The 14802-nt window shown below is 49.0% G+C and carries 8 protein-coding genes and 1 pseudogene; 2 read left to right on the plus strand and 7 right to left on the minus strand.

Features of this window, described 5'->3' with window-relative positions:
* Positions 1-3 precede the first annotated feature (3 nt).
* The 6 genes and pseudogenes from lacZ to JCM16496_RS00470 form a co-directional block, all read right to left on the minus strand.
* A pseudogene (lacZ, locus tag JCM16496_RS00445) lies at positions 4-3145 on the minus strand (beta-galactosidase, LacZ type).
* A 160-nt stretch (positions 3146-3305) separates the two neighbouring features.
* Positions 3306-3908, minus strand: a complete 603-nt coding sequence (locus tag JCM16496_RS00450) for a LysO family transporter (RefSeq protein ID WP_025831562.1) — start codon at positions 3906-3908, stop codon at positions 3306-3308.
* Positions 3905-4183: a LysO family transporter gene (locus JCM16496_RS00455; RefSeq protein ID WP_025831564.1), complete on the minus strand. Its 279-nt coding sequence runs from the start codon at positions 4181-4183 to the stop codon at positions 3905-3907. Before JCM16496_RS00455 ends, JCM16496_RS00450 begins: the two co-directional genes overlap by 4 nt.
* A 132-nt stretch (positions 4184-4315) precedes the next feature.
* Positions 4316-5923: a RagB/SusD family nutrient uptake outer membrane protein gene (locus JCM16496_RS00460; protein WP_025831566.1), complete on the minus strand. Its 1608-nt coding sequence runs from the start codon at positions 5921-5923 to the stop codon at positions 4316-4318.
* Positions 5924-5960: 37 nt separating this feature from the next.
* Positions 5961-9122 (minus strand): SusC/RagA family TonB-linked outer membrane protein, encoded by a 3162-nt coding sequence (locus JCM16496_RS00465; protein WP_025831567.1) that lies wholly within the window; start codon positions 9120-9122, stop codon positions 5961-5963.
* Positions 9123-9725: 603 nt separating this feature from the next.
* Positions 9726-11348 carry a tetratricopeptide repeat protein gene (locus JCM16496_RS00470; RefSeq protein ID WP_025831570.1) on the minus strand — a complete coding sequence of 541 codons (1623 nt, stop codon included), beginning with the start codon at positions 11346-11348 and terminating at the stop codon, positions 9726-9728.
* A 97-nt stretch (positions 11349-11445) separates the two neighbouring features.
* On the opposite strand from JCM16496_RS00470, the gene rnhB reads away from it, so the two are divergent.
* Positions 11446-12054 carry a ribonuclease HII gene (gene rnhB, locus JCM16496_RS00475; RefSeq protein WP_025831571.1) on the plus strand — a complete coding sequence of 203 codons (609 nt, stop codon included), beginning with the start codon at positions 11446-11448 and terminating at the stop codon, positions 12052-12054.
* Between the two features lie 6 nt (positions 12055-12060).
* Here rnhB and JCM16496_RS00480 read toward each other — a convergent pair whose 3' ends face one another.
* Entirely contained in the window at positions 12061-12987 is a 927-nt protein-coding gene (locus JCM16496_RS00480) for a magnesium transporter CorA family protein (protein ID WP_025831573.1), read from the minus strand.
* 211 nt (positions 12988-13198) lie between these two features.
* Between JCM16496_RS00480 and gpmI the strand changes: the two genes are divergently transcribed.
* The gene (gene gpmI, locus JCM16496_RS00485) at positions 13199-14713 is read left to right on the plus strand and encodes a 2,3-bisphosphoglycerate-independent phosphoglycerate mutase (protein ID WP_025831576.1); all 1515 of its coding nucleotides are present in this window, start codon (positions 13199-13201) and stop codon (positions 14711-14713) included.
* Positions 14714-14802 lie beyond the last annotated feature (89 nt).

Consider the following 14802-nt stretch of genomic DNA (forward strand, 5'->3'; position numbering starts at 1 on the left):
CGGTTATTTGTGCGCTTGTTCCGCCGCATCATCCTCCGGTGCGAGAGGGGCGAGCGTGAAGCTGTATTTCCATTCGTGCGGAGTGATGGTGTACTCGGGATGAACTTGTGCTCCCCAGGTATTGTCACCGCCTACGCCCATCTGCTTGTGGTCGATGTTGAGCCATACCATATCTTTCTTCTGGATGCTTCCACCGTGGCGGCGCTCCATCTGTGAGGGACGGTATTCAATGTCTTCCATCGGGAAGTTCCAAGCGCTTACGCTCAACGGTTCTTCGCCCGTTACCAGCAGGCCTTCGCCGGTTGCATTACGCAGGGCCACCCAGCGTACGTCACAATGATTGGCCGTCTCTTGGGCTCGTACATACGGATGGAACTGTTCCCAGACTGTTGCGTTGTATAGGCCTATCAAGGCTCCCGTCTTGCGGTCGGCATACGTCTCTTGCGGACCACGGCCCAGCCAGGTCATCATTTCATATTCGGCAGGGAGTATCATGCGCATGCCCAGACGAGGCATCTCGCTCAATGGCTTCTTGCCGGGGGTGAAGTGCATGGTTACCTGAACCTTGCCGTCGGGAGTGATTTTGTAGAGAGTCTGCAAATCAGCATCTTGTTCTTCCATGCGGTAGGTCGCAGTGACAGTAGCCGTTTGTCCGGCTTCCGCCACTTCGATGTCCTGCAGTTTGGCATCGCGTCCGGCGCTTCTCCAGGTGCCGCAGCGTATCAGGTGCTCATTGGGAATATCATTATCGGTCAACGGGCGCCAGAAGTTGGGTTGCGGCCCCTCCTTAATCAGATTCTTTCCGTTGTAGTTCAACTCTGTCATTTCACCGTTTCGGGTAGAGAAAGCTACCTGGAAGTTGTTGCCTTTCACGGCCAGTGTTTCGTTGTTGCGGTCTACGGTCAGTGTTCCTTCCACCGGCTGAACGGTTTTGGCTGACGGCGCAGAAGGCAATTCCCATTGTTCGATGGCAACCTCGTGTCCTTTCGGTACTAATGGCGCTTCGTGCTTGGTGAATGCACGCAGTGTGAGGAAATACTCCTTGCCGTCGGCAGGCAGCGCTTTCAGTGGCAATTCTATGTCAGCAGAGTTTCCGGGAGCAATCTTGGGGAAGTCCGTCTCACCGTTCTGAACGGTCTTGCCGTCGCATTCCACTGCCCAGCGGAGGGTATATCCTTCCAGTCCGATGAAATCGTGCCAGTTGGTGACCTTTATCTTGTTCGGGGTGAAGGCGAGCGGTTCGAAATGGATATATTGCAACACCTTCTTCACTTCGTAGATGTGCGGGTGCGGAGTGCGGTCGGCAGCAATCAGCCGTTGGCACAGAAGTTGGAGTCGTTGACGACGCCTACAAATCCCATGTCGCCGCCAAAAGCCAGATGTCGCGCTGGTTCTCGTCCTTGATGGCAAACGTCTGGTCCACCCAGTCCCAAATGAAACCGCCTTGCAGCTGGTCGTACTTGTAAATCAAGTCCCAGTAGTCCTGGAAGTTACCTACGCTGTTACCCATGGCATGGGCATATTCGCAAAGAATCATGGGGCGGGCATCACGCTGGTTGATGTGGCGGCGCAGGGCCCAGATGCGTGCATACATGGGGCAATAGATGTCGCTCTTGGAGTTGTAGCCACCCCCTTCGTATTGTACGGGACGGGTGGGGTCTATCTTCTTGGTATAGTCATACAGCGTTTCGAAGTGCTTGCCGTAGCCCGACTCGTTGCCCATGGACCAGGTGACGATGGCGGAGTAGTTGCGGTCGCGCGCAATCATACGGCTCATCCGCTGCATGAAAGGCACCTCCCAGTCGGGGTAGTTGGCAAGGGTCTCATCCTTGTGGAACATCATGCCATGGCTCTCGATGTTGGCTTCGTCTACCATATAAAGTCCGAATTCCGTGCAAAGCTCGTACCACGCATAGTTGTTCGGGTAGTGGCAGTTGCGTACACCGTTCAGGTTGAACTGCTTCATCAGCTGGATGTCGTGTATCATGGACCCCACGGTGATGGTACGTCCCTTGTGCGGGTCGTGCTCGTGACGGTTCACCCCCTTGAAGAGGACGGCCTGGCCGTTAATCATCTGCATGCCGTTCATCATTTCCACGGTACGGAAGCCGAAAAGGTGCGTAAAGGATTCCAGCGGTTTCCCTTGTGCATCAAAGGTGCTGACTACCAGCGTGTAGGTGTTCGGTGTTTCGGCATTCCAGGCTCGTGCATTCGGGAACACTTGCTGCTGGGTAAACAAAGTATCTGTGGCAGAGGTTATGGACTTTTTCCGGTCATAGATAACCTTGTCCTTGTCCATTACCTTGACTTCCACCGTTTCTCCGGCTTTAGGCTGATGGAGGAATACATCCAGCTTTAGTTCGCCATCCTTGTAGTTGTTTATCAGTTCCGCTGTCATCCGGAAGTCCTTGACGCGGCTCTGGGGGCGGGCGTAGAGATAAACACTCCGTTCGATGCCGCTGTATTTCCAGTAGTCCTGGCCTTCCAAGTAGGAACCGTCGCTATAACGGAATACTTTTACAGCCAGTCTGTTGTTGCCCTTCTTCAGCAGCTTGGTGATGTTGAAGTGCGACGGCAGGCGGCTGTCCTCGGCATAACCCGCCAATTCGCCGTTTACCCATACATAGTAGGCAGACTCCACTCCTTCGAAATCGAGGAAAACGTCCATGCCTTCCCAACCTGCCGGGACGGTGAACTCGCGGATATAAGCACCTACGGGATTGTAGTCGGTAGGCACGTAGGGCGGATTGGGGGGGAACGGATAACGGGTATCTGTATAGATAGGTGCATCGAAGCCTTGCAGTTCCCAGCTTCCCGGAACTTCAATTTTACTCCACTTGCGGGTACTGAATCCGGGCTTGTGAAAGTCTTTGGGGCAGAGGTCATTGTTCTTTGAAAAAAGAAATTTCCAGGTGCCGTCCAGAGTGATACGGCGTTCCGTTGCAGGATTAACGTCGAACCGTACGTCGGCGGGCAAGGCACGTTGTTTCAATGCGTTGGCTTCATTCGTAAACGGGGTGAAGTGGGCGTGCATCGGTTCTCTGTTCATTTCGTTGACTTGCGGGTTCTGCCACGGCTCGTTGTCGGCCAGGGCACCGGTGCAAAGCAGCGAAGAAAGGAGAAAGGTATAAAGTTTGGTTTTCATTATTAATAGGATTTAGTGATATAAAAATGGCTCTTGTCAGGGACTGGTGTTTGACTTGTCAGACACTGGTTCCTGTCGCGTCAGAGTCCAGTGTTTGTCAGGACAAAGTCCAGTGTCTGTCAAGTCAGAGACCGGTGTCTGTCAAAAGAGGGTAAAAGCCCTATATCGAGCAGAACAATGTCACCAGGAACGGAACGCTGAAATCGACCACAAACCCGTGGAAGATGGAAACTACGACAAACTGCTGTCCGGCTGTCCGTGTGATGATGGGCAGTGTGGTGTCCATCGTCGTGGCTCCTCCGGCAGAGATGGGGGCAAGGTTTCCGAACCATCGTACCAGCAACGGGGCAGCCAGCAGTGTCAGAATCTCCCGGCTGATATTGGCAAGCAGGGCGATGGTGCCCAACTCGGCTCCCTTGTATTCGGTAATGAAGATACTGGAGAGCGAGTAATAGCCGAATCCGGAACCTACGGCCAGACAGTCCGCTATAGAACGGTGTGTCAGAATCAGACTGACGGCTGCGGAGCCTGCCAGCGTTCCCAGTATCGTCATGATGGGCAGGAATACCAGCCGCGGATTGAGTGAACGGAAGTTCTTCAGGGTCTGCGGGTCGTTGCCCACGCTCAGCCCTACACTGAACATCAGCGCACAGAGGGCGTAGTAACTGATATTGGTCTCTGCAATGTCGAAGGGAAGCAGGTGGCATACACCGCAAATCGTACCCAGTACGAAAAAGCCCACTATGATAAGACTTCCTTTCATGCCCTGCCTCCTTTCTTGTTATACAAGGCTCTCCACAATGCCCAGGCGGCGATGACGCTTCCCAGGGTTCCTCCCAGGGTGAGTATCACAGCTTCAATGCCTATGGTATGGAGCCCCTTGATGATTTGCTCATTGCTTCCGACCTCGATGCCGAGGATAAACAGCAGCAGCCAGATGAGCAGGGTGATGATTTGGTGGATTTTCTTCAAGTCACGTTTCCGTAAGAGGTAGCCCAACAGCATTCCTGTGAGCATCAGTCCGATGATTGTAAACATTGTCTGTATGGTTTTTAATGCAAAGATAGAATAAACTCTTATGACATTTGTATAGTACAAGCTTTAAAAGTAACCAAGGCGGCATGAGCCGAGACCGATACCGCCTTGAAGAGGTTTTATAAGAGAAAAGAGTTATTCTTCTGTTACCGTATTGTTCAGTGCAGGATTGGCATTCACTTCCCACAATGGAATGGGGAAGAAGTTATGCTTTCCTTCCACGAAGCCACGTTGACTTAATTGTTGGCTCAGTTTGCCCCAACGGCGCAGGTCGTACCAGCGGTAGCTTTCCAATGGGAATTCGATGATGCGCTCGTGCTCAATCTGGGCTTGGACTTCGGCTTGTGTGCTTCCTGTCATCGGAGGCATGTTGCCATGAATGCGACGGATGTCGTTGATGATAGGAATTGCTTGTTCGGGGTGTCCTTGCTTGTTCAGTACTTCGGCTTTCATCAGCAATACGTTGGCATAACGCATCAGAGGAATGTTGAAGTTACATCTTTCTCCCATTTCGTCCTGAGTACGAGGAGTGAAACGGCGGAAGCTGGGACGGTCGTAGTAGATTTTCACACCCTTGGTGTCCAATTCATCTTCCTTGATGATGTTGTCGTCCTTGTCCAAGTAGTTTCCGTTTTTGTCAGTTTTCCAATACCAATACAGGTCATCGTATTCATATCCCCAGATTTTTCCGGTGCCATCGTTCCAATACTCATCTCTCCAAATAACGGTGTTGTATGCACGTTCGTCATAGCCGCCGGTAGTACTGATTTTGCCCTCTTTCAAGAACTCGTTCATCAAGAATTCGTTGGGCAGGATTTCGTCCCATCCGCCCATTTCTCCGGCAGTGATGAAGTTGTGCATCCACGAGTAGTAGCGTGCGCCGTTGCTGTTGTCGCTGCTGTATTGCAGTTCGAAGATGGATTCCTCGCAGTTCTTGTTGCGACCGTTGAACATATCGATAAGCTTGTCACCACTTACCAGGCTGTAACCGTTCACGGCATTCAAGGCTGTCAAAGCATTGCTCAAGAACTCGCTTTCTTTAGAGGATTCCTCGTAAGCACGGGTCAGGTAGGCAAAACCCAAGTAAGCTTGTGCGGCACCTGCTGTAGCGCGACCAAGTTCAGTGCCGGGACGGGTTGCGGGAAGGGCAGTACCTGCTTTCAGTTCTTCTATCACGAAGTTCCAGCAAGTCACGCGGTCGCTCAAAGGCTTGTTCAAGTCTGCCACATCGGTCAGGTACTTGTCGCGGATGATGATTTCTTTCCAGTTGAGCACCAGCATCAAGTGGTAGTAACCGCGCATGAAGTGGGCTTCGGCAAGCAGTTCGTTGCGTTTTGCTTCGCTGATTCCTTCTGCGGGGATTTGGGGAACATACTCCAATACCTGGTTGGCAAAGTTGATACCGCGATAGAGATCCTGATAGTAGTAGGAGAACTGTGTGTTACCGTTGGTATAGGTGAACTTATAGATGTCGGTCCAAGTCTGGTAGTTGATGGCATCCGTACCCATGTTGTAAAGGTCTGTGCGGAACGCTTCTACCGGCCAGCGCACTTCACTGGTGGCGTAGCTGTCGCCGTGGTAGAGCTGTGCATAGACCGATGCCATCGTGGCTTCTGCCTCCTTCTGGCTTTTCCAGAAGTTACCGGTTGTCACTTTGTCGGGAGACGACACCGTGAGGAAGTCTTCGCAAGAGGTAAACATCATTGCGGAGCATATACTTGCAATATATATCAGTTTCTTCATATTGTTTTCGTATAATATTTAGTTAATAAGGTTCTGTTTAGAAAGTGAGCTGTGCGCCTACGGTATAAGAGCGTGTGAACGGGTAGATGTAGCGGTCGATACCGGAGTTCAGTGGGCTGCTGGTAGAGAATTCGGGGTCTACGCCGTTGTAACCGGTGATGGTGAAGAGGTTGTCACCGCTCACGTAGAAACGCAGCTTCTCGATGTAGAGCTTCTTCAACAGAGACTTGGGCAGTGTGTAGCCGATTTGTGCCTGACGCAGACGCCAGAAGCTGCCGTTCTCCAAGAAGCGTTCGCTTTCGCGGGAGTTACCGTTGGGGTCGTTATACACCGGACGGGGAATGTCTGTATGGGTGTTGGTGGGACTCCATGCGTTTGCCACGCTACTCAGGTGGTTGCCTGGTGCGCTCATGGATTCGTAGAAGTAGCGGTTACCGTTGTAGAGCTTGTGACCGAATGCGCCACCCATGCTAAATGACAGGTCGAAGCCTTTATAGGATGCCGAGAAGTTGAGGTTGGCTTCGAACTTGGGAATACCTGTACCGCAGTAATCCTTGTCGTTTTCGTCAATCACACCGTCACCGTTCAAGTCTAAAAAGCGGATGTCACCGGCTTTTGCGTTGGGTTGTACTCCTACCCATACTTCCTTGCCGTTCACTACAGCCATTCTGCCGTGTTCTTGATTCCATGCTTCAGCTTCGGCGTCGCTTTGGAAGATGCCTGCCGTGCGGTAGAGGTAGAAGCCACTGATAGGATTGCCCTCTTTGGCATAAGCGGGAATGTGGTCGGTGTCCCAAAGCAGACCGGTAGAGGGAAGAGCTTGTCCTTTGCTGGCAAGTTCCACTACTTCGTTCTTGGTGGTAGAGAAATTGAAGCCAATGTTGTATTCAAAGTCTTTTACTTTGTCGTTCCAATTCATTTCCAGTTCCACACCGTTGTTGCGGATTTTACCTACATTCAAGATGGGGTTTTCGTAACCGGCAGAGGGAGAGAGACGCTTGGTAATCAGCAGGTCTTCTGTCTGGTTGATGTAGTAGTTGATGCTACCGGTCAAGCGATTGTCGAACATACCGTAGTCGAAACCGATGTTCTTCGTATCAGTAGTTTCCCATTTCAGGCCACGGTTCTCCATTTCCCAGGAAGCAGAACCTTGCCAAGCATTGCCGCCCTGCACGTAGCCACCTTCCCAGCGGTTGGAGTTGGAAATCAACGGTTGGAAGTCGTAGTATCCCAAAGCGTTCTCGTTACCAAGGCGCCCCCAGCTGGCACGGAACTTCAAGTTGTTCACAAAGCTTTCTTTCGGGAAGAAATCTTCTTCGCTGATACGCCAGCCCACAGCCACGGAAGGGAATGTACCCCAACGGTTATCAGAACCGAACTTGGATGAACCGTCGCGGCGTACCGTAGCTTGGAACAGGTATTTGCCTGCATACGAATAGTTTACACGGCCGAAGAAAGAAGCGCGGTTGTACTTGTATTGTGTACCATCGCCTGAGAATGTGCCTCCGATACCGGAGTCAATAGTCGTGAAGTTGGGATCCAGGAATCCGGCAGGCTCATCTTTGGAGGCCAGATTGCCGTTTCCGTCCACATAGTATTGCGTAGCTTTACCTTCCACACCTACACCGTTGTCAGTATATTTGGTGGCTGTGATAGATGAACCGATCATGGCGGTTACGCTGTGTTTGCCAAACTCTTTGTTGAAGTTCAGTACGTTGTCGATAACTTGTTCTTCCCAGTAGTAAGTACCCTCATAAGAATAGGGATACAGGTAAGGATTCTGTGAGTTTGACGTGTAGTCGGGATAGTGCTGTGTGTAGCGGTAGTGAGTGCCACGGTAAGCGTAGCTGGTCTTGAAGTTCAGGTAGTCTGTAATCTTCATGCCTACCGATACGTTGGCATTGGTATAGAATTTCTTGGTCTCTGCCTTGCGGAAGTTGTGGTCTGCCATTACGTTGTTGGCAGCGGGCAAGCCCATGCTGCCGGCAAGTGCGTAGCCGTACTTCTCGTTTTCGTCGAAAACAGGCATCAGCGGAGAGCTGTTGTACATCTCGCGCAGGTTGTACTGGGGCTGGTGGCTCTTGGTGTAGCGGAAGCTCAGGTTGGCATCTACGTCGAAGATGTATTTGCTCATGTGCATCTTCATGCGGGCGTTGTCCTGGCGGAAGTTGTTGCCCAGGAAGATACCTTTGTCGTCGGCATGGTTGTAAGATACGGAGTACTGTGCCGTTTCGCTACCGCCGCGCACGCTGAACATGTAGTTCTGCGACAAGCCGGTACGCAGCATCAGGTCTTGCCAGTCGGTGTTCACACCGGTGTTGCTGGTGCAGTAAGCGGGAACTGTCTCCATCTCTTCGGGATACTGTGCGTTGTAGTTGTCGAACATGGCTTTGATGGTGCTCTTGTATTGTTCGGCGTTCACCATGTCCAGTTTGTTTGCTACAGTAGTCATGCTGACGTAGGTGTTAAAGTCGATGTGTGTTTCGCCCTTCTTGCCGTTCTTGGTAGTGATGATAACCACACCGTTGGCGGCTACCGAACCGTAGATGGCTGCGGCGGCACCGTCCTTCAACACTTCCATGCTTTGGATGTCTTGCGGGTTCACGTTGTCGATGTCACCGGGGAAACCATCAATGATGTAGAGAGGTTCGTTAGAGCCAAACGACTTTACACCGCGGATTTTCACAGACACGCCTGCACCTGCATTACCACCCGATTTCATGATGTTCACACCGGCAATCTTGCCCTGCAAGGCTTCGGCGGGGTTGGTCGTGGCGCGTTTGGTCAGTTCCTCCGTGTCTACCGAAGAAATGGCACCGGTCATGTCGCTCTTCTTCATCGTACCGTAACCGATAACGACTACTTCTTCCAGCATTTCAGAATCGTCTTTCAAGGCGACTTTAATGTTTTTCTGTCCATTCAGGGCAATTTCCTGAGTTACATAGCCTACGTATGAGATAATCATCGTAGCATTAGGAGATACGGTCAGCGTGAAGTTACCGTCGATGTCGGTGATACATCCGTTGGTGGTTCCTTTTTCCAGGACACTGGCGCCAATCAGAGATTCTCCTTTGGTATCGGTCACTGTACCGGTCAATTGGATGGTTTGCGCTAAAGCACTTAGCGGTACCAAGCATACAAAGAGTAAGGCAAGTAACAGCACTCTTTGCAATGAGAAATTCTTTTTTAATTTGCTCATACGTGATATTCTTTTAAGGTTAATGAATTGAATTTTCGGATACAAAGAATGCCAATAATTATAAAGAATACTAATATTTGCAATCTACAGACAAACTACAAAAGGGAAATTTTAGATGATTTTATAATCTACAATGTGTTGTGAAACATGTTGATATACAGTGATTAATGGATGTTGTATATATCTACAGACATACCTGCTTCATTACCTTGAAACAAGATGCGTTTTTCCGACTTCCCATTTCTTTGTCGCAAAGGGTATTTGGAAGCTGCGTCTATATTGTTTTACTCTCTTCCAATAACAGTATATGATGAAAAGGACACATATATATAATAAGGCTATTTCCCCTCTTTATCAAAGTCGAACGGCCTTATGGAGAAACTTGTTTCCCATTCAGTAGGATGTTTATCTTTAATCTGGATATGTATACCTCTAGCTTAGAAATACAGATATTCAGGTTGAAGATTTATATCTCCAGGATGGAGATATACTTTGGTCTCGTATCCGTGCATTCTCGTTATGGATAGGCAACGCTTTTGTATCCTATGGCAAATATTCTTGTTATAGGATTGTAGGGGGGATAAGGAAGAAGTAAAGAAGGGTTTATATGTTTTGCAGGTAGTCGGTAAGGTCTTCTTCGGAAGAAAGGTTGAGGGATTTACGCAGGCGGTACCGGTTCATGTTGATGGTCTTGGGCATGGTACCGGTCAACATGGATATTTCTTTGGTAGACAAATTTACCCTTAGCAAAGTGGCAAGATACTTTTCGCCTTGTGTTAGCTTGGGGTGAATCGTTACTAGTCTTTGCAAGAATTCATTGCTTTTATCATCAATGTTTGTCAATAGAGTACTGTTGGTTTTATCTCCACCTTGGCTCTGGCTGATGAAAGCGTTGATTTTCTTCAGATGGGGAGTAATGGTTTGTGGGTCCATTTTATACCCTTCTTTCACCATTGTACGTATTTTATCCAGCAGTTCATTGCGGCTTTTCAGGAATACGGCGAAGCTGGTTGCTTCTTGACGGCTGGTAGCCAGGGCATTGTGTACATTTTGAAGTTCCAGCTCTTGCTGATGCATCTTCAGTTCGGCCACTTCTTTTTCGGACAGTTGCAATTGGTAGCGTGCTTCTATCAGTTGCAAATCTTTTCGGCGTTTATACCATTTATATAGAAAGATACTGAAAGCTATTCCCAGAATGAGTACGCTGCCCAAAAGCCACAAATTGCGTTTCAGTAGCTCTATCTTGTAGGTTTGTTCCTGCATTTCAGTAGCATATTTTTGGTCTTGGTATCTTTTATAGGAAATTTCCTGCTCGATGTTGCGTAGCTTGTTGCTGCTTTGCAGTTCCTTGCCCAGGTGGTACCTCTTGTCCAGATACTTATAAGCTTGGGCATAGTCACCTATAGCTGCATATACCATGGACGAATATTCGTAATTGTCACATATCAGTTCGCGGGCACCGATGTTGTGGGCATATTCATAGGCTTTGCGCAATGCTTCCAAAGCGTTGGAGTATTGTTTGCCGTAGTAATACTGTTTTCCCATGTTGTTGTAATTTTCGCCAAGAGACCATTGAGCATCCAAGTTCTTGTTGATGGTAATTGCTTCCTGAATAAACGAAAGCTTTTCTTCTGTGTTACCTCGGTATAGGCAGAGATTGTTCAGATTGGTTGCAATTTCTTTCAGGTTTCGTTGGGCACGGTTGATGGCCAGCGCACGCTGGAAGAAACGCTCGGCAACGGTAAATTCACTCATGAAGTGGTGCATTACTCCACGTTCGTTATAGCATCCGGCCACAGAGGTGGAATCGCCGATGGACTTGAAGATGGAGGTTGCTTTGTCGTTCAGTTCAATGGCTTTGTTGTAATCGCCTAGTTTGCTGTATACACGCCCCATCAAGGAGCAGAGTTGTGCCATTTGTTTTTTGTTGGTGGGATGGATATATTTCTGGGTGTCATAAAGATTCTTGATACTTAGGTCGAAGTTACCCAACAATTGTTCGGCTTGACAGTAGAGAATCATGGCTTGTGCGCGGACCTCATTGGGTTCATCTTCGGGAAACAAGGCAGAAGCCTGGGCTGCATAGTAGGAAGCCTGTTTGGGGTTGTTGTACAGGTATTTCTGTGCTTGGTCAATCAATTTCTGTGCTTGCTGCATGTCTTGGGCTTGCAGTGGGGCAACTGCTGACAGAAGACATACGAGTAGTAGACATAAGTTTTTCTTCATGGCATCATCTTGTTTCCGCAAATTTAATTAATTCTTTTTAGAAGTCCGGTTTCCCTCCAAAAAGATTTATCTTTGTGCCTCAAAGATAGCGATATATATGTTATTACCTTATTTGAATAAAGATTTGATAGAGGCGGGATGCGATGAGGCCGGTCGCGGCTGTCTGGCCGGTGCGGTCTATGCCGCTGCCGTTATTCTGCCAACGAACTTTGAGAATGAACTTCTGAATGACTCCAAGCAGCTGACGGAAAAACAACGCTATGCCTTGCGTGAAGTGATTGAGAAAGAGGCTCTGGCATGGGCGGTGGGCGTCGTCTCTCCCGAAGAAATTGACAAAATCAATATTCTCAATGCCTCCTTTCTTGCCATGCACCGTGCTGTTGACCAACTGAATGTCCGTCCGCAACATCTGCTGATAGACGGCAACCGCTTTAAAAAATATCGGGACTTGCCGCATACTACTGTAGTGAAAGGAGACGGGAAGTACCTTTCCATCGCTGCCGCCTCCATTTTGGCAAAGACCTATCGTGACGACTACATGAACCGTCTTCACGAGGAATATCCGTATTATGACTGGAATCGTAACAAGGGGTATCCCACCAAGAAACATCGTGCTGCCATTGCCGAGCGGGGTACTACACCCTATCATCGCTTGACGTTCAATCTCTTGGGGGATGGGCAGTTGTCGCTGAACTTCGGACAATGATGCTGTTTAGAACCACTTAATCCTTCTGAACCATACGAATGTCACTGCTGATAATATTGCCGACAAAAGTATGATGAAAATAAACGCGTGCGGAAAACTCTCCAGGTGGATGTCCACATTCATGCCGTAGAAACTGGCTATCAACGTGGGAATCATCAGTGTAATGCTGAGGCTGGTCATGCGTTTCATGATGGCATTCACATTGTTGGAGATGATGGAGGCGAAGGCGTCCATGGTTCCCGTCAGGATATCACTGTAGATGTTCACAGTATTGTATGCCTGCTTCAACTCGATGACCACGTCTTCCAGTAATTCCAAATCCAGATAATTGGTGTCCTGAAAGATGTTTTTCAGCCGTCCTATCATCACTTCATTGCCACGGATGGAAGTGTTGAAGTAGACCAGCGTCTTCTGCAGCTTCATCAGTTGCAGGAGGTCTTCGTTGCGGATGCTTTTCTCCAGCTCTTTTTCGGCGGTGGCCACGTCGTTGTTTATCTGTTTCAGATACTTCAGGAACCAGACGGCGGAAGAGTAGATGATTCGCAGAATCAAATCCAGTTTATTGTTGACGACTATGTTCTTCCGGCGGGTGTGCTGGATGAAGTCCGGTATCAGCTCCGTGTGGTGATAGCAGACAGAAACGATGATTCCGTCATTGGTGATAATGCCGATGGGCACGGTGATGAACGGCACGCCGCGTTGGTTGCTCTGCATCGGGATGCGGAGGATGGTCAGCAGCCAGTTGTCTTCTGTTTCCGTACGCGGGCGCTCGTCCACGTCGGCTATGTCTTCCAGGAATGATTCGGGAACTTTCAGCTCTTCGGTAAGGAATTTGAAATCATCATCGTCCGGGCATTCTACGTTGACCCAGCAGTTGGGTTGCCATTCGGCCTTTTCAGTGAAGCCGTTTTCACTGTAGAGATACTTTCTCATTGTTTGCCTCCTTTCAGCTTGGAACAGAGGCATTGCAGTCAACGTCTCCGTTCGTTTTATGGGTGAAAATCAAACCAAAAGTACATAAATCATTTGAAACAGTACGCTTTAACGGCTGTTTTTTGTACCTTTGCAGCGCAAAAATAGGTTCCTACTATAAAGAACGTTTGTATCATACAAAAAGATTATACAATTAAATTCGATTAATATTATGAGTAAGAAAGCCCTTTTAATGATTCTTGATGGCTGGGGTATCGGCGATCAAGGTAAAGATGATGTGATTTTCAATACACCTACTCCGTATTGGGACAGTCTGTTGGCAACTTATCCGCACTCCGAGCTTCAGGCAAGCGGTGAAAACGTTGGTTTGCCCGACGGACAGATGGGTAATTCTGAAGTAGGTCACCTCAATATCGGTGCCGGACGCATCGTTTACCAGGACTTGGTGAAGATTAACCGTGCTTGTGCCGATGGCAGCATCCTGAAGAACAAGGAAATTGTTTCTGCTTTCTCATATGCAAAGGAAAACGGCAAGAATATCCACTTTATGGGACTGACCAGCAACGGTGGCGTGCACAGCTCTTTTGACCATTTGTTCAAACTCTGCGATATTTCCAAGGAATACGGTATCGAGAATACCTTCATCCACTGCTTTATGGACGGTCGTGATACCGACCCGAAGAGCGGTAAAGAATTCATTGAACAGCTGACTGCCCATTGCGAGAAATCTGCCGGCAAGATTGCTTCCATCGTGGGACGTTTCTATGCCATGGACCGTGACAAACGTTGGGAACGTGTGAAGGTTGCCTACGATTTGTTGGTAAACGGTGAAGGCAAGGTTGCTACGGATATGGCCCAGGCTATGCAGGAGTCTTATGACGAAGGCGTTACAGATGAATTCATCAAGCCGATTGTAAACGGCAACTGCGACGGTACCATCAAGGAAGGTGACGTGGTTATCTTCTTTAATTACCGTAACGACCGTGCCAAGGAATTGACTGTTGTCCTCACCCAGCAAGATATGCCCGAACAAGGCATGCAAACCATTCCGGGCCTGCAGTTCTACTGCATGACTCCGTATGACGCCAGCTTTAAGGGTGTGCATATCCTTTTCGATAAGGAGAATGTACAGAACACATTGGGCGAATACCTTGCTGCCAATGGCAAGACCCAGCTGCACATTGCCGAAACAGAGAAGTATGCACACGTGACTTTCTTCTTCAACGGTGGCCGCGAGACTCCCTACGATGCTGAAGAGCGCATTCTGGTTCCTTCTCCGAAGGTTGCCACTTACGACTTGAAGCCCGAAATGAGCGCGTACGAGGTGAAGGACAAGTTGGTTGAAGCTATCAAGACCCAGAAGTTCGATTTCATCGTGGTGAACTATGCCAACGGTGATATGGTAGGACATACCGGTATCTACGAAGCTATCGAGAAGGCTGTGAAAGCCATCGACGAATGTGTGAAAGACACCGTTGAGGCTGCCAAGGCAAACGATTATGAAGTAATCATCATCGCCGACCACGGTAATGCCGACCATGCTCTGAATGAGGATGGTACTCCGAATACTGCCCACTCTCTGAACCCCGTTCCTTTTGTTTACGTTACTGCAAACAAGGACGCCAAGGTTGAGAACGGTGTATTGGCTGACGTAGCTCCTTCTATCCTGCATATTTTGGGTATGGAGCAGCCGGCTGAAATGACTGGTAAAGATTTGATTAAGTAAGGCGTCAAAGCCGTAACAATATTTAGACGCGGATTATACGGATTCCACGGATGCTCTTAAAGTTGAGTCTGTGCAATCCGGATAATCCG

The sequence above is a fragment of the Bacteroides rodentium JCM 16496 genome, assembly GCF_000614125.1.
GTDB lineage: Bacteria > Bacteroidota > Bacteroidia > Bacteroidales > Bacteroidaceae > Bacteroides > Bacteroides rodentium.